The following is a 17,598-nucleotide window of genomic DNA, read 5'->3' as shown; positions in this document are numbered from 1 at the left end:
TATAACTTATGGGGTGTTTGTGAAATTATTTTTATTATTGTTTTTATTTAGCACCTTTTTACATTCATCAAGTTTAGAAAAAGTATCTATTCAGTTCAATTGGAAATATCAGTTTGAAGTTGCTGGATTTATAGCTGCAAAAGAGAAAGGATTTTATGAAAATGCTGGTTTGGATGTTGAGCTTAAAGAGTACAATCCAGATATAGATATACTTTTCGATGTTTTAAATCAAAAAGTTACATATGGAATATCAAGTTCAAATATTGTTTTAGAAAATAAAAAGTTAGCTTCAATAGTTCTTTTGGCAACTTATTTACAAAAATCACCTTTAATTTTTGTAACAAAACCAGATATAAAAACTCCTTCACAGTTTTTGGGAAAAACTATTATGGGAAATAAGGATGAGTTGAAAAATAGTTCTTTAGCACTTCTTTTATCGCATTTTAATATAAATTTTTCAAACACAAAATTTATACCACATAATTTTAAAATAGATGATTTTATTAGTGATAAAGTTGAAATAATGAGTGCTTTTAGATCAAATCAACTATATGAATTAGATAAAAGAAATATAGATTACAACATAATAGATCCAGCTGATTATGGGTTTGTTATGAGTGCTGTAAATTTATATACTTCAAAAGATGAAGCTTTGAATCATAAAGCTAGAACACAAAAATTTATAGAAGCAACAAATCGTGGTTGGGATTATGCTTTAAATAATAAAGAAGAGATTATAGATATTTTAATAAATAAATATGGAGTTGATAAGTCTAAAGAAGCACTTTTTTATGAAACAGATGTTGTAAGTCAAGTTATGATGAGAGATTTTTATCCTATTGGAAAAGTAAGTCCTGAATTAACACAAAGATTAGTAAAACAGCTAAGTTATTCTGGCATAATAGAACCAAATCAAAAAGTAAATAATATATTTTTTGAAGATATAGTAGATAAAATTCCTATTGATTTTTCTTTAACGAAAAATGGAAAAGATTATTTAAATAGTAAACATAGTTTAAAGATGTGTATTGACCCTTATTGGTATCCAATAGAGTTTATAAAAGATGGAGAAATATCTGGAATAACATCTGATTTAAAGAGATATTTTGAAGAAAAAATTGCAACAAATATAGAGTTAGTTCCCACAAATAACTGGAATGAGTCTCTTGATTTTATAAAAAACAAGAAGTGTGATATTATCTCTTCTATTTCTCCTAGCTATGATAGAATGAGCTATTTAAATTTTACAAAACCAATATTAACTTTTCCTATTGTAGTTACAACACAAAAAGATAAACCTTTTTTAAGAGACATTTCTCTTCTTAGAAATGAAAAAATAGCTATTTTAAAAGGACATTTTATTGCTGAACATATCAAAGATTATTTTCCATATATAAAAATAGTTGAAGTTTCATCTATGAATGAAGGGCTTGATCTAGTAGAACAAGGAGATGTTTACGGATATGTTGATAATTCACTAGTTCTATCTTCAACAATACAAAAAGAGTTTTCAAATAGTTTAAAAATTAGTTTTAGATTTGATATTTTAGATGAACTCTCAATAGGAACAAGAAATGATGAACCTATTTTAAATGATATATTTTCAAGGCTAGTCGATGATTTAGATGAAGTAAAAAAACAAGAGTTTTTAAATAATTGGACTATTATTACTGAACAAGTTGGTTGGTTTAGTTTAAAAGAGATGATATTTTTAGTAATATTTACAACTACTATTTTTGGTGGATTAGTATTTTATCAAAGAAGATTAAAAGTACTAAATAAAAAGCTTAAAAAACTATATTTGACAGATAAATTAACAGGACTTTATAATAGATTTAAAATTGATAAAGAGCTTTATTTACAAAAAGAGAAGATAGATAGGAATAGTAACTACTCTTGCGGTTTAATGCTTGTTGATATTGATTATTTTAAAAGCATAAACGATACTTTAGGACATTTAGTAGGAGATCATATTTTAAAAGAGATTTCTAATTTATTAAAAAATAATTTTAGAAAAATAGATATTGTTGGAAGATGGGGAGGAGAAGAGTTTTTGATTATTCTTCCATTTACTTCAAAAGAGATTTCAAAAAAAGTTGCTGAAAATTTAAGAGTTCTTATTGAAGAAAATAATTTTACTTATAAGATGGATAGAAAAATAACCATTAGTGTAGGAGTAACAGAGTTTTCAAAGATTAAAAGTGTAGAAGATACTCTTTTACTTGTAGATAATCTACTTTATAAAGCTAAAGAAAATGGAAGAAATAGAGTTGAGGTGTCTTAATTTATTTGATAGTTTATAGGAATTTGAATATTCCAAACAGTTTTATTTAATTCATTTGGAATAGCTTCAAAAAATCCTATATTTGTAATAAGTTCAATGCTTGCTTCATCTAGCTTTTCGAATTTTGATTTGTTAATAATTTTTACATTTATAACTTTTCCATCTTTTAATATATCAAAAGATATTAACACTTTTCCAGTTTGATTTAATCTTTTTGAAACTTTGGGATAGACTTTATTTTTCTCTATTTTCTCTTTTACTTTTGCTAAATATTCGTTTTCTAAATTTTGATTTTTTTGTTGATTTGATTTTTCTTGAATAGAAGATTCCTGATTAGATTGATTTTCATTTTGTACAAGTTTATCTACTTTTTCAATATTCTCAGTTGGTTTTTCGAGGAGCTTTTCAGGAGTTTTTTGAACAACTTCTTCAATTTTCTTCTCTTGTTTTACAATCTTTTTTTCAACTTTTTTTGGTTTTTCAATAACTTTTTGAGCAGGTTTTTCAACAATTTTTTCAATAATTGGTTCAGGAACAATCTCTTTTTCTAGCTCTTTTGTAACTTCTTCTACTTTTTTAACGGCAACACTATTTAAAGATATTTTTGTAATACTCTCTTCTTTTTTCTTTGTTTCAAGATTTACATCACTTATGACATTAATAAAAACTAAAGCAATAGTCAAATATAAAATGCTAGTTATAAAAAAAGAGTTTAAATATCGTTTCATTTTAAGCCTTTACTTCTTTGTTACTATTGATACATTTGAGAATTCATTTTTCTTCAACATATCTAAAACATTTACAAAATGTTCAAATTGTGTACTTTTATCAGTATTTAAATGAATTGGTGTATCTTTAGATTTTTCTAAAAGTTCAAACTCAATATTTTCTAAAGATATGTTTATATCTTCTAAAAATAATTCACCTTTGTTATTTATAACTATTATTATCTCTTTGTCACTTTTTAAGTTGCTAGCATTTTTAGAATCTGGCAAATTTACTGGAATTATTCCTTTTGTTATAAATGTAGAAGTTAATAAAACTATTGCTAGAAGCACTAATAAAACATCTATAAATGGAATTACATTTATAGAATCATATTTCTGTAGCTTCATAATCACTTTCCAAAACTTCTGCAAATCTACTTAAGATATTGTAAAAAACCATTGAAATAATTGCAACAACCAAACCAGCAGCAGTTGCTTTAAGTGCAAGTGCTAAACTCTCCATAATTTTTGAAGCATCTATATCTCCTGCATTTCCCATTGTCATAAATGTAAGCATAATCGCTAAAACTGTTCCTAAAAGTCCAATATATGGAGAGTTTGAAGCAATAGTACCAATTATTGTAAGATGTTTTGTAAGGGCAATATCTAAAGCTTTTTTTGTTTTATAGCTTTTTACATCAATTTTTTTGTAAAACAGAACTCTTTCAATAAAGAAAAATACAGCAATAAAGCTCATAATTACTAACAAAGCTATTACTCCATAATCAACTAAATGTTTTAATGTCTCAATATCATGCATAAAATAGAACCTTTTTCTTAAATTTTTAGAATTTTATTACAATATTGATAATAATTATCTTAATTTTTGCAATAAAATTAATTTTTTGTTAAAATAGTATTAAAATATATTATATATAATTTCGTATAAACTTTAAAGGAAAGAGAATTGAAAAAACTACTATTATTTTTATTTCTTTTGAATATATTTATAAGTCATCTAAATGCAAATGAGAAAGATTTACAAATTATTCAAAAAGATAAAAAAGAGTATAGACTTTTGGAAAAAGAATCTATACAAACAAGACAACAAAGTCAAAAATATGATTGGATAAGCCCTATTGATTTAAGTGGAAATATTGGAAGAAATCACTCATTTTCTGATGAAAATAGCCGTAATATAAATAATAAAAATACAAAAAGTGCATCTATTGGATTTACTCAATCTATTTATGAATCAGGTGGAATAGGTTTTAAAATAGATTATGCTGATAATAGATTTAAATATGAAATGTTGTCATGGGAGAATCAAAATTCACAATTAGTTTATACAATTTATAACACTTTATTAGATATTAAAAAATTGAATCTAGAGATAAAGCAAAATGAGTATAGGATTGTAAATAAAGATATTGAATTAATAATCAAAAAAATTCAATACGATGCTGGAAGAGCTGATGTTATAGAGTTAAATAATGCAATTATGAGTAAAAATTTAATCCAAAAAGAGGAGATAGTTTTAAAAAATAGTTTAAAAGAGAAAGAGCAAGAATTAGCAAAATATACAGATTTGAAGTATGAAGATATAGAAGTTTTAGACTTTAAAAGAGCTCAAAAAGATATATTTTTAGATAAAAATTACTCAATTTTGGAAGCAGATGCGAAAGTTGAGATGTTAAATAGTGAATATAAAATAAAAAAAAGTCAATATCTTCCAAAACTAAGTTTAAGTGCAAAAGCTAGTTATTCAACTCAAGATGAGAAGTTTAATAGTATGATTAATGATACAAATAAAGATGATGCAAGCTCTAGTGGAAGTTTGATTTTGTCTATGCCTTTATATGATTATACAAAATCTTCAAAAGTTCAAGAATCAAAAATAGAAGTTTTAAAACAAAAATCTTTGGTAAATGATTTGAAAAATGAAACAGCATTTGAGTATGAACAGATTTTCACAAAAATTGATACATATTTAAAACAAAATGAGACAATAAATAAAAATATAAAACTTTATGAAGAGTTAATAGGTGCAAACCAAATTTCAAGTGAAGCTGGAATGACATCAAAGTATGATTTAGAGATTTTAGAAAATACAAAAACTATCAATGAGTTTGATATTTTGATAAACAATATAAATATTTTGCAACAATATGCAAAACTATATTTTAAGATAAAAAATTAAAGGTTAAAAGATTATGAGTAACTTAAAAGATGAGCTAAATAATTACAAAGATAAGAAAAGTTCTTACAAATATATAATTTTGGGAATTGTTGTTTTTGTTATTGCTATTTTAATTTATATGTTTTTTCCAAAAAATGATAACCAAAAAATAGAATATGTAACTTCTAAAGTAAAAATAGGTGATTTGATGGTTGTTGTTAGTGCTAGTGGAAATATAAAACCGACAAATAGTGTTGAAATTGGAATTGAAGTATCTGGAACTATAAAAGAGATTTTTGTAGATTTTAATGATGAAGTTAAGGTTGGTCAAGTTTTAGCAAAAATTGATACAGTAAAACTAGATGCACAAGTTGAAAGTTCAAAAGCAGCTTTAGCTATTTCAAAAGCAAATCAAAAAGAGAGTGAAGTAGCTCTTAAAAATAAAAAATTACTATATGATAGAACAAAAAAAATGTTTGATAACTCAGGTGGAAAATATCCATCACAAAATGAATTTGATGACACAAAATTTGCTTATGAATCAGCAATTGCAAGTTTAGAAGCGTCAAAATCAAAAGTAGCTCAAGCTTTATCAAACTTAAAAAATGATTTACAAAATTTAGAAAAAGCTTCTGTGAAATCTTCTATTGATGGAATAGTTTTAAATAGAGAAGTAGAAATAGGGCAGACATTAGCAGCTACTATGCAAGCTCCAAAACTTTTTACTCTTGCAAAAGATTTGACAAATATGGATTTAGTTGTAAGTATTGATGAAGCAGATGTTGCTGATATTAAAGATAATTTAGATGTAACTTTTACAGTTGATGCATATCCAAATAAAGAGTTCAAAGGGAAAATAAAACAAGTAAGGTTAAATCCAATTACTACAAATGGTGTTGTAACTTATGAAACCGTTGTAAGTGTTGATAATAGTGAACTTCTTTTAAAACCAGGAATGACAGCAAACGCAAAGATTATTACAAAAAATATAAAAGAGCAGGTTTTAATCCCAAATAGTGCATTAAGATTTATACCAAAAAAAAGTTTTGAAAAAACAGCTACAAAATCAGCTAGTTTTGGAACTCCACCAAATTTTAGAGCTCAAGGAAGTGTTGCAAAAGATAATAAAGCAAAAGATGGTTTGGCAACTATTTATATTCTTGAATCTGGAAAACCAAAAGAGTTAAAAGTTAAAGTTATAGATAGTGATTCAAAACAGTCATCTGTCTTATCTGAAACTTTAAAAATTGGTGATGAAGTAATTATTTCACAAAAATCTGGAAATTAAAAACTTATGAAAAATAGTGAAGTTTTAATAGAGTTTAAAAATATAAAAAAGAGCTATGGAGCTGGTTCAAATGAGACTTTTGCTTTAAATGGGGTTGATTTAAAGATTTTTAAAGGTGAATTTGTAGCTATTATGGGTGCTAGTGGAAGTGGAAAATCTACTTCTATGAATATTATTGGATGTTTGGATAAGCCAAGTAGTGGAGAGTATTTGTTTGATGGAGTGAATGTTGAAAATTTAAATCTAAATCAAATGGCAATTTTACGAAGAAATTATATAGGTTTTGTTTTTCAAGGTTTTAATCTATTAGGAAGAACAACTGCTTTAGAAAATGTTGAATTACCGCTTGTCTATAGAAAAATAGCAAAAGATAAAAGATATGAGATGGCAAAAGATGCTCTAAAAAAAGTTGGTCTTGAAAGTGTTATTAAACATACTCCAGCGGAGCTTAGTGGTGGACAGCAACAACGTGTTGCAATTGCACGTGCTATTGTTACAAAACCACTTTTGCTTTTAGCAGATGAGCCTACTGGAAATCTTGATAGTATAAAAAGTATTGAAGTTATGGAGTTACTTAAAAAATTAAATGAAGAGTTAAATATTACTATTATTATGGTAACACATGAAGAAGATATGGCTGCTTATGCTTCAAGAGTTATATATTTTAGAGATGGAAATATAGAAGAGTCTTTGAAAAAAGGATTTAAATAATGTTGTTAAATGCTTTATTAATAGCAATAAAAGAGATAAGAAGAAATATATTAAGGTCTATTCTTACAATTTTAGGAATTGTTATTGGAGTTGCATCTGTAATTGCCATGGTTATGATAGGAGATGGAACAACAGCAAATGTGACAGCAAATATAGAAAAACTTGGAAGCAATATGTTAAATGTTCGAGTTGGTCAAGAAAAAAGAGGAGCTCCAAGAGATGATAATAGTGCAAAACCTTTTAAAATTGAAGATATAACTGCTATAAAAAATGAAGTTTCAAATCTAAAAGGAGTTACAGCTGAAAACTCTGGTATGGCAAATGTTGTTTTTGGAAACAAAAGTAATTCATCTTTGATTGTTGGAACTACAAGTGATTATTTTATTATAAAAGATTGGGAAGTTGAACAAGGAAGAAGTTTTGAAGAAAGTGAACTTTCAAGTGGAAAAAGTGTTTGTATTTTGGGAACAACAGTTGTTAAAAATCTTTTTGGAGATGAAAATCCAATAGGTGCAACTATTAGACTAAAAAACTTTCCTTGTAGTGTAATTGGGGTTTTAGCTTCAAAAGGAGCTAGTAGTTTTGGAAGAGATCAAGATGAGGTTGTAATAACTCCACTTAAAATGTATCAAAGAAAAATTCAAGGAAATTTAGATGTATCTTCTATAATTGTATCAGTTATGGAAGAAAAATATATTGAAGATGCTAAAGAGCAAATAATATCTTTAATGCAAGATAGAAGAGCCGTAAAAGTAGGTGAAAGTGATAATTTTCATATTCGTGATATGAAAGATATTTTAAATACAATGACAAGCACAACAAAAATGCTGACATATTTATTAGGTTCTATTGCTGCTATTTCTTTACTTGTTGGTGGAATTGGGATTATGAATATTATGCTTGTTTCTGTAACTGAAAGAACTAGAGAGATTGGAATACGACTTGCTATTGGTGCTATGCAAAGTGAAGTTCTACTACAATTTCTAATTGAAGCAATAGTTCTTTCAACTTTGGGCGGAATTATAGGAATATTTTTAGGGCTTGGAGTTGGATATATGGTAGTTGGGATTTTTGATTTACCATATATAATTAATAGTCAAATTATCTTAATATCGTTTATTTTCTCAACATTAATAGGTGTAATTTTTGGATATTTTCCTGCAAGAAAAGCTGCAAGATTAAATCCAATAGATGCTTTAAGATATGAATAAAATAATTTAAGTTATTTTTAATTATAAATGAGTAATATCATTTTTTACTTATTGATAAATATTTTTAAATTTAGGGGATTTAATAAATATGAAATACTTAATAATACTTATTCTATTTATAAATATTATATGTGCACAAACACCAACAGATATTGTAAATCAACAAATAAAAGATTTTGAACAAAAACGAATTTTTGAACAACAAAAAGATAATCAACCTCAATTAAATGAAAAAAGTTTTGAAAAAAATATTATAAAAATAGATGATGACACAATAGAGGAAAATTGTATTAATATTGAAACAATAATTATTAAAGATGTGACAGTTTTCGAAGATGATTATTTTGAAAATATTATAAAACCATATCTAAAAAAATGTAATGGTATGAAAAACTTATCAAATTTACGAGATAAAATCACAAATAGGTATATAAATAGAGGTTTTATTACAAGCAAGGCATATTTAAAAGCACAAGATTTAAGTAAAAATGGCTTAGAAATTGATGTTTTAGAGGGAAAAATTGAAGAAATTAAGACAAAAGGATTAAATAGCTCAAATTTATACATTAACTATAAAGATAGAGTTCTAAATATAAAAGATTTAGAAGTAGCTATTATGCAAAGTGAAAGATTAAATTCTCAAGAACTAGATTTACAATTACTTCCAGCTTCAAAAATAGGTTATTCAATAATAAATATAGAAAATCTAAGTACTCAAAATCCATATTATGGAAATATTGGTTTAAATAATTTTGGTACAGAATATACAGGGAAATATCAAATATATAGTAATTTAAACTATGAAAACTTATTTGAAATTAGTGATATTTTATCACTAAACCTAAATTCAACTGATTATGCTTTAAAGACAAATAATAAAACTTTTGGAACATCTATAAACTACTCTTTTCCTATTGAAAAACTGTTATTTAACCTCTTTTATAGTTACTCAAATTATAAGCAGATAAATAGTGATTATTTTGGTAATGATTTCCAATCAAATGGTGACAATTATTCTTATGGAATAGAGTTAGATTATAAGGTTTTCCATAACTTGAATAATAATTTTAGTTTTATTATAAATTATGAAGATAGAACTACAAAAAATTACTTAAATGAAGTTAAATTAGATTTACAAAGCTATACAACAAATCCATTTGGTTTTGGATATAAGCACAGTTATAAATCAAATAGTTTTGATTTTTATTCAAAACTTTTATATCACAAAGGTATAGGTGGTAAAAAAGAGGAGTTTGCAAATCAAGAAAAATATTTTGAGAAAGCCACTTTAGATTTTGGTTTCAATAAATATTTTGATACATTAAATAGGCTGCAATACTCTTTATTTTTAAGAGGACAATACTCAAAGAATAATCTTTTTGGAACAGAGGAGATAAGTGTTGGTGGAATTTATAGTGTAAGAGGATTTAATAAAACAGGTTTAAGTGGAAATAAAGGCTTTTATGCAAGAAATGAACTATCTCAAAGATATGATTTAAATGAATTTATATTTATGCCTTATATAGGATTTGATTATGGATTTGTGGATAAAAATATATATAGTATGGGAGGAGAGATAACAGGTGGTGCTATTGGAAGTAGAGTTTACTGGAAAAAGATAAATTTTGAACTTCTTTATAATACTCCGATAAAGGATACGGAAGATACTAAAGATAAGAGTTCAGATTTTGTTGGTTTTAATTTAGTTTATAATTTTTAGGGGAAATAAAAATGAAAAGGAAATTTAAAAAAATAGTTGCAATAAAAGTAGTGATATTCTTATTGTTGCAACAAACATTAATTGCAGGAGGTTTAGTTGTTGATAATAATGCACCAAAACAAAACCAAGCAAACATAGAAACTGCAAGAAATGGAGTGCCTGTTGTAAATATAGTAACACCAAATCAAACTGGATTATCTCATAATAAGTTTAGTGATTATAATGTAAACAAAGAGGGACTTATACTAAACAACTCAAATAAAAGCCAAACAAATACTCAACTTGCGGGTTATATTTATGGAAATGAGAATTTAAGAAATGGTACAGCAACAACAATTTTAAATGAAGTAACAAGCAAAAATAAAACACATCTAAGAGGTTTTACAGAAGTTGCAGGAGATAGAGCAAATGTAGTTGTAGCAAATCCAAATGGTATTTATATAAATGGTGCAGGATTTATAAATACATATAAAGCAACTATCACAACAGGAAATCCAAATATTCAAAATGGTTCTTTCAATGGTTTTGATGTAAAAGGTGGGCATATTGATATAGATGGAGATGGATTAAATAGTTCAAATGTAAATAAAGCTGAACTATATGCACAAACATTAAAATTAAATGCTAAGATTTATGCTCAAAATCTTGATATTGTAACAGGAAAAAATAGTATATCAACTGATGGAACTATAAAAAATATTGAAAATATAAATGATGAAAAACCAATTTTAGCACTAGACTCTAGCTCTTTGGGTGGAATATATGCAAATAAGATAAATTTAATAGGAACTTCAAAAGGTGTAGGGGTAAATCTTCCTATTGAAATAACTGCGCAAGATGATTTTAAATTAAGTGCTGATGGAAAAATAGTTTTAGATAAAGTAATAGCTGAGAAAAATATAGATATAAAATCAAGTAGTGACTCTATTAATACAAATATTGTTTATGGAAATAGTGTAAATATGGAAGCAAAAGATAGTATAACAAATGAAGAGATTATAGTTGCACAAGAAAATATTGATTTAAAAGCAAAAGATATTATAAATAAAAATGCTATAGCTACACTAAATAAAGATATAAATATAACTGCTCAAAATCTTACAAATTATAATACTATTTATTCAAATGATAGTGTAAATTTATATGTAGAAGATACTCTTTTGAATACTACAAATAATGATATTGTAGATTTAGGGAATGAAAAAGCTATAATTTTCGCAGTAAATAGTATAAATATTCAAGGTGATAAAGATAAAACACAAAGAACACAAAATGTAGTAAATGATAAATCAATAATAAAAACACAAAATAAAGATATAAATATATATGCTAAAAGATTTGATAATTTAGCAAGTAATCCAAATATAAAAGGTAAATTTATAGATGGTTCTTCAAAATCTATTCAAAATGGAACACGACTTAATACAACAATAATTGCTAGAGATCAAGCTGGATATGCTTACAATGCATATCAAATATATACAGATACTATGAGTTATGAACCGTATGAATATGCAGAAGTTTTATCTGGAAATAATATCAATTTAGATGTAAACAATGTAAATAATAACTACTCTTTAATATTTGCAAACAACAATATGTTTTTAAATATAGATAAGTTATCAAATAACTCTGTTGATATAGTAAAACTAGTTACAACATATAAAGATATTTATATACATAAAACAGAAAAGAAAAAATGGTATAAAGGTGGAGGAACAAGACACTCTTCTCAGTATATAGGAACACAAGTATATTATGATGTAAATATAATAGACCAAATAAACTCTACAATCCAAGCAGGAAATAGTATATATGGGAATGTAAATAAATTACAAAATGGGCTTCTTGAAAATAAAGTATTAGAAACATCTACATATAATCCATCAAATAACTATTTAATAAATACAGCTATAAATGAAAAAAGTAAAAATAATCAAAATTATAATCTTCCTAAAAACAAATATGGAATGTTTGTAAGTGTAGATCCAAACAAAAATTTAGATTATTTAGTAGAGTCAAATCCACTATATACAAATTATTCTAACTTTATAGGAAGTTCTTATTTTTTAGAGAAGATGAATTACCAAGGGGATAGAAAGACAAAAAGATTGGGAGATGCAGGATATGAAACTAAACTTGTAAGTGATGCAATCTTTAGATTAAAAGGACAAAGAACTTTAAATCCAGACTTTCAAAATGAGAATGAGCAGTTTGTAGCACTTATGGATAGTGCAGTAAATCTTAGTGGAATACTAGATTTAGAGCTAGGAAAACCACTTTCACAACAACAATTAGCAAATCTTACAGAAGATATAGTATGGATGGAAGAGCAAATAGTAGATGGGAAACTTGTACTTGTGCCAGTTGTGTATTTGGCAAAAGATTATGAATATCTAAAAGGTGCAAGTATAGTAGCAAAAAATATAGACCTAGATGTAAAAGATAGCCTAAATAATAGTGGAACTATAAAAACAAACGAAAATATGAATATAAGTGCAAATAGTATTACAAATAATGCAGGAGTATTACTTTCAAAAGGAAAAGCAACTTTAATCTCAAATGATGACTTTGTAAATAAAAATGGAGGAAGTATAAAAGGTAGTGATGTCCAAATAGCTTCAATAAATGGAAGTGTGATAAATGAAACATACTCAAATACGAATAATCTAAAATTTGGAATAAATGATTTTACATATACAAACCTAGGAAAAACAAGCTCTATAGAAGCAACAAATGGAAACTTAGTAATCCAAGCAAAGAATGATATAACAAATATAGGAGCAAACTTAAGTGCAAAAGATAGTCTGCTTCTTCAAACTCAAAGTGGAGATATAAACCTAAATGCAATAAAACTAGAGCAAGGATATAATGTTTACTTTAAAGGTGGATTTGATAAAGCAAAAGATGTGCAATACCAAACATCAGATATAAATGCAAATAATATTTTAATGCAAAGTGGTAATAATATAAACCTAGAAGCCTCTAAACTAAATGCAAATAACCAAATAAATCTAAATGCCCAAAATGATGTAAATATTCTAGCTTTAAATAGTGAATATTATAGAGATACACAAACAACTACAAAAGGGTTTATGAGTAAAAAAACACAAAGAGATATGGTCTATAAAGAGAGTGTAAACTCTAGTGAACTAAATGCAAATGATATAGTAATAAATGCTTCTAATAATGTAAATTTAGAGGCATCTAAGCTAAAAGCTCAAGATAATATTATCGTAAATGCAAAAGATGGTGATGTAAATATAATAGCAAAGGAGTATAGAGAAGGGGAACTGCACGAAAGAAGTAAATCATCTTTTGGTGGATTGAAAAAAAGTGTAGATATAAAAGCAATAGATGCTTTAAGACTAAATAGTGCTTTGCTTGAAACACAAGCAGCAAATGTAGTAATAACTTCAGGAAAAGATATAAATATTCTTGCTAGTGAGATAAATAGTGGAGCAGATATTCAACTAAAAGCTTTAGAAAATGTATTAATAGCTTCTCAAAGTGAATACTTAAAAACAAGAGAAGTACATGAAAAATCTAGCTTTAATCTAAAAGGTTTAACAGGGCTTTTAGGTTCAGATGAAAATATCTACTCAAAAGAACTTACAAAAAATGATAAACTAAGCTCTTCTAGTGTTTCTAGTAGCCTAAATGCAAAAAAAGATATTATAGTAGATAGTGGAAGCACAACTATAATAGGCTCAAATCTTGAAGCAAATAATATAGAAATAAAAGCAGATACAGGTGAGATAAATATACTTTCAAGTCAAGATGTAGAAAACTCAAATTACTTAAATAAGAAATTAGGAATTGGATTGATAAGTGCAGAAAAAGGTATCACTCAAAACTTTAAAGATATGTTTAGTGGCGAAACAAAGATTAAGTTTGAAGTAGGAAGATTAGAGATGAGTGAATTTGATAAATCAACTCAATCTGTGACAAATAACTCTTCAAACATAAAAGCAAGAGAGAATTTAGTTCTTGATAGTTTAAGTGATATAAATGTAGTAGGGAGTAATTTAGAAGCTAAAGATAATCTAGTATTAAACTCTCAAATAGGGGATATAAATATTTTAAACTCAATAGATGTTTATAATGAAGATATAAAAGAGAAGAGCTTTAAAGCAAGTGTAAGTGGAACAGTTCAAAATGAGTATGTAGAGATAGTAAGTGCAGTAAAAAGTGCAAAAGAGAGTGCAGAACAATTAAAACAAGTAAAAGATGATTATAGTAACTATAAAAAAGAGGTAAAAAAACTAGAGAATACCTTAAGTGATTTAAAGCAAAGATATAAAAATAAAGAAGTAGGTATTGACTATGAAGATGTAGAGGATTTGAGTGAGTTTATAGATGAATTAAAATCCCAAGAGAGATTTTATGTAGCAGCTGTTGCAGCTGCAACAGCAGATTTAGCTAGTAAAACAGTAGCAATAGCAACTCAAGCAGCAGCAGCCGCAGCTTCAAGTGGAACATGGGGATTTAGCGCTGGAATATCTTTAGATGTAAATGGAAATAAATCAAATACAAATAATAACTCAACAAGCTCAAATGCTTCAAATATAGTAGCAAAAAATATTATCATAAATACAGATGAGAAATTAAGTACAAAGGTAAATGTAACTGGCTCAAATGTAATAGCAGATGAAAACCTGTATGTAAATACAAATAACCTAAATGTAAAAGCAAGTCAAGATATGATTACCTCTTCAAATGATAGTAAAAGCCTAAATGGAAGTGTATCTTATACTATGTACGGTGGAGGTGGAGGAACTGCTGGATTAGGATTTGGAAAAAGTGACTCTTCAAGTGATAGCTTTTTAAATAATAACTCAAACCTGCAATCAAATAATATGTATCTAAATGTAAAAAATGATGCAATATTCCAAGGAGCAAATCTAAGAGCAAATGATACATTAAACCTAAATGTAGGTAATAACCTAGTATTAGAATCTTTAAGAGATGAGAATTCTTCAAGCCATAAAGGGTTTAATGTAAATGTAGGTGGAAGCTCAAGTTCTGTAAATGGTGGTTTCTCTATGAGTAATGGAGTAAGTCAAAGTAAACAAACAGTCCTAAGCTCAATAACAGGAGATAAAGTAAATGTAAATGTAGGGAATAATACTCATTTAAAAGGTTCATTACTAGCAAGTGGAAACTTCACAGAAGATGGAAATTTCGTAGATAATAAAAACCTAAACCTAACTACAAATACATTGACATTTGAAAACCTTTCAAACTCAAATTACTCATCTAATAAATCATTAGGAGCAAATGCAAACTTTAACCTAGGTAGTAAGAATGATAAAAACCAAGATGTGCAAAAAGGAATTTCAAGTGTAGGATACCAAGCTTCAAATTCACTAGAAGTAAATGCAAGTAAAACTCTAGCCACTTTGGGAACTGGAAATGTAACTGTAAAAGATATAGAGAATTCAGATGAATTAGATAGATTAAATAGAGATACAAATGCTATAAATAAAGATTTGTATTCAAGCAAAACTGGAACAAAAGTAGATGCAACATTGGATACAAGACTTTTAACTGAAGAGGGAAGAGAGCAGATTAAAAAAGAGTATGAAGATATGAATAAAAATATGAATATTATTGCTGGAACTCTACCTGATGCAAATAGTGATAATCCTATTGAAGCAACAGTTGGTGAAGTTTGGAATGCTTTAACAAAATATCTAACTCTAGGAATAATTTCTTCAAATGAAAATAATGGTGGTATTTTGGCTCAAATACCAGTATTAACTGGAGTAGAAGATTCACAACATAAAGTTTTACAAATAGTAAATGAACAATCAGATAAATATAAACAAAGTAAGGAAGATTTTATAAGATTTGAAGATAGTAGTTATTATAAATCTTTATCTGATGAAGATAAAAAACTTTTTGGTGGACAAAATTTATATGTTTCAAAAGAGCCAATTACTGTTACAAAAGATACAGCAACTTATCAAAATTCAATAAATGGAATGATGAATAATGTAGGAGAAGCTATAAAAAATGGACTGCAACAAACTGGACAAATAGATATAAAAAATAAGTCAGAATTAGAGCTAAATGTAAATTATAATCCATCGTATGGATTTATAGGAGATTTATTTGAATCATTTGTAGATAAAAGTGGGATAGGTACAACAGGAATAGCAAAGCAAACTGGAGGGTTTGTGTATGATACAACAACAGCAAGAGGAAGTGATGGAAGTAACTTTGCAATGCACTCACAAGCAAATGCAATAGTGTATAATGGTGTAGCTTATGTACAAACAACAACAGGGTTGAAACCTATTAGTAACAGAACAGATATTACTAAAACATTTGTATCGTTTGGTTCACCAATGAATGGAAAAGATATGGATAAAATAATAAAGAGTATGGGATATGAATATTCAGGTGCTTATACAAAAAATGGAGATTTTGTAGGAGAAGCTTTAGGTGGAAATAAAGTAAATAATCAACAAGCAGATATTTTAGATAGATTAAATATATTAAATGCTGGTAAATTATTTACAAATGATTCTCCACATAGCACATATATTTGCCAAGATTTTGGAACTAATGTAAAGTGTGGGTACAAAAAATGAAAAATATAGTAATGATAATTTTAATAAGTTTTTTATTTACAGGTTGTATAAGAAAAGCAGATACTATACTTTTACAACCAAATGCAAAAGTACCTTTTCCATATATATATATATTAGCTCCTAGTTCATATCCTAAAACACCATTTGAAACTTATAAAGAAAGAATCTTCAATGATTATACTATTTTTCTTTTTAGAACAATTCCAAATATGATGAAAGAAAATATTACTTTATCTGTTGTTAGAATAATTGATGGTGATGAAGAGAAATATAATGATGTTAAAGATTTAAAGATTCTTTTACAAAAAGATAAAAATAAAACTTTTGATAAAGATTTTACAAATAGATATTTAGATGATGGAGAGATGTCAAATCATTTAACAATGAGAGCAAATTACTCAAAAAGATACATAAATTTTGTAGGTAAATTAAAATGTATGGAAAGTGTAAAATCTAATAATATTGCAGATGGGGTAGGTAGAAAAAATTATAATATAGGTTGTCCATATTATGATAAACAAGGGAATAAGAAATATATTTATATTACTGCAAGTATGAATTTTACATTTGATGGTACAAAATTTGATGGTTCTGATAATCCAAGTTTAGCAAAATACAAACTGTTAGATATAGAAAAACAGTTTAAAATGGATATGAAAGAAATTCTTGACTCCTTAGAGATTTATGATATTGATATAGAACGAATGCAAAAAGATGAACTTTTATATGATAAGAAATATGATATTGAAGCTGAAGCAAAAGCAAAAAATTTAACATTTAATTGTGAATATACAAATGGTAATATACTATGTGAAGGAAAAGAGATTAATAGAAAATGTAATAGAGAAATTGGTAAAAATAAAAAGTGGGAATGTAAATAAAATCAAAAAGGAGAAATG

Annotated in this window: 11 protein-coding genes; 8 read left to right on the top strand and 3 right to left on the bottom strand. The window is 26.5% G+C overall.

The genetic code is table 11. The annotated features are described in order from the left end of the window. Window positions 1–19 precede the first annotated feature (19 nt). Window positions 20–2,284, top strand: coding sequence for a diguanylate cyclase (locus tag ACRYA_RS06585; protein ID WP_133160993.1), 2,265 nt, complete (start codon window positions 20–22; stop codon window positions 2,282–2,284). Here the strand turns inward: ACRYA_RS06585 and ACRYA_RS06580 are convergent. The 3 genes from ACRYA_RS06580 to exbB are packed head-to-tail and all read right to left on the bottom strand — an operon-like array spanning window position 2,281 to window position 3,811. Then, window positions 2,281–3,012: an energy transducer TonB gene (locus ACRYA_RS06580; protein WP_105918179.1), complete on the bottom strand. Its 732-nt coding sequence runs from the start codon at window positions 3,010–3,012 to the stop codon at window positions 2,281–2,283. The genes ACRYA_RS06585 and ACRYA_RS06580 overlap by 4 nt on opposite strands. Before the next feature lie 9 nt (window positions 3,013–3,021). Then, the gene (gene exbD / locus ACRYA_RS06575) at window positions 3,022–3,399 is read right to left on the bottom strand and encodes a TonB system transport protein ExbD (RefSeq protein ID WP_105918178.1); all 378 of its coding nucleotides are present in this window, start codon (window positions 3,397–3,399) and stop codon (window positions 3,022–3,024) included. Continuing rightward, the gene (exbB, locus tag ACRYA_RS06570) at window positions 3,380–3,811 is read right to left on the bottom strand and encodes a TonB-system energizer ExbB (RefSeq protein ID WP_105918177.1); all 432 of its coding nucleotides are present in this window, start codon (window positions 3,809–3,811) and stop codon (window positions 3,380–3,382) included. Before exbB ends, exbD begins: the two co-directional genes overlap by 20 nt. Before the next feature lie 147 nt (window positions 3,812–3,958). On the opposite strand from exbB, the gene ACRYA_RS06565 reads away from it, so the two are divergent. The 7 genes from ACRYA_RS06565 (at window position 3,959) to ACRYA_RS06535 (ending at window position 17,580) form a co-directional block, all read left to right on the top strand. Then, window positions 3,959–5,191, top strand: a complete 1,233-nt coding sequence (locus ACRYA_RS06565) for a TolC family protein (RefSeq protein WP_105918176.1) — start codon at window positions 3,959–3,961, stop codon at window positions 5,189–5,191. A gap of 13 nt (window positions 5,192–5,204) precedes the next feature. Next, window positions 5,205–6,458: an efflux RND transporter periplasmic adaptor subunit gene (locus ACRYA_RS06560; RefSeq protein WP_105918175.1), complete on the top strand. Its 1,254-nt coding sequence runs from the start codon at window positions 5,205–5,207 to the stop codon at window positions 6,456–6,458. A 6-nt stretch (window positions 6,459–6,464) separates the two neighbouring features. Beyond that, window positions 6,465–7,169 carry an ABC transporter ATP-binding protein gene (locus tag ACRYA_RS06555; protein WP_105918174.1) on the top strand — a complete coding sequence of 235 codons (705 nt, stop codon included), beginning with the start codon at window positions 6,465–6,467 and terminating at the stop codon, window positions 7,167–7,169. Next, complete coding sequence (locus ACRYA_RS06550; RefSeq protein WP_105918173.1) at window positions 7,169–8,380, top strand: ABC transporter permease; 1,212 nt, start codon at window positions 7,169–7,171, stop codon at window positions 8,378–8,380. Before ACRYA_RS06555 ends, ACRYA_RS06550 begins: the two co-directional genes overlap by 1 nt. An 88-nt stretch (window positions 8,381–8,468) precedes the next feature. Continuing rightward, entirely contained in the window at window positions 8,469–10,100 is a 1,632-nt protein-coding gene (locus ACRYA_RS06545) for a ShlB/FhaC/HecB family hemolysin secretion/activation protein (protein WP_105918172.1), read from the top strand. An 11-nt stretch (window positions 10,101–10,111) separates the two neighbouring features. Further along, window positions 10,112–16,699 carry a two-partner secretion domain-containing protein gene (locus ACRYA_RS06540; protein WP_121443290.1) on the top strand — a complete coding sequence of 2,196 codons (6,588 nt, stop codon included), beginning with the start codon at window positions 10,112–10,114 and terminating at the stop codon, window positions 16,697–16,699. After that, window positions 16,696–17,580 carry a hypothetical protein gene (locus tag ACRYA_RS06535; RefSeq protein WP_105918153.1) on the top strand — a complete coding sequence of 295 codons (885 nt, stop codon included), beginning with the start codon at window positions 16,696–16,698 and terminating at the stop codon, window positions 17,578–17,580. Before ACRYA_RS06540 ends, ACRYA_RS06535 begins: the two co-directional genes overlap by 4 nt. Window positions 17,581–17,598 lie beyond the last annotated feature (18 nt).

It is taken from the genome of Aliarcobacter cryaerophilus ATCC 43158 (genome assembly GCF_003660105.1).
In the GTDB taxonomy this organism is placed as follows: domain Bacteria; phylum Campylobacterota; class Campylobacteria; order Campylobacterales; family Arcobacteraceae; genus Aliarcobacter; species Aliarcobacter cryaerophilus.
Note: the sequence above shows the minus strand (reverse complement) of the source record. Positions and strands in the feature narration are given on the sequence as shown.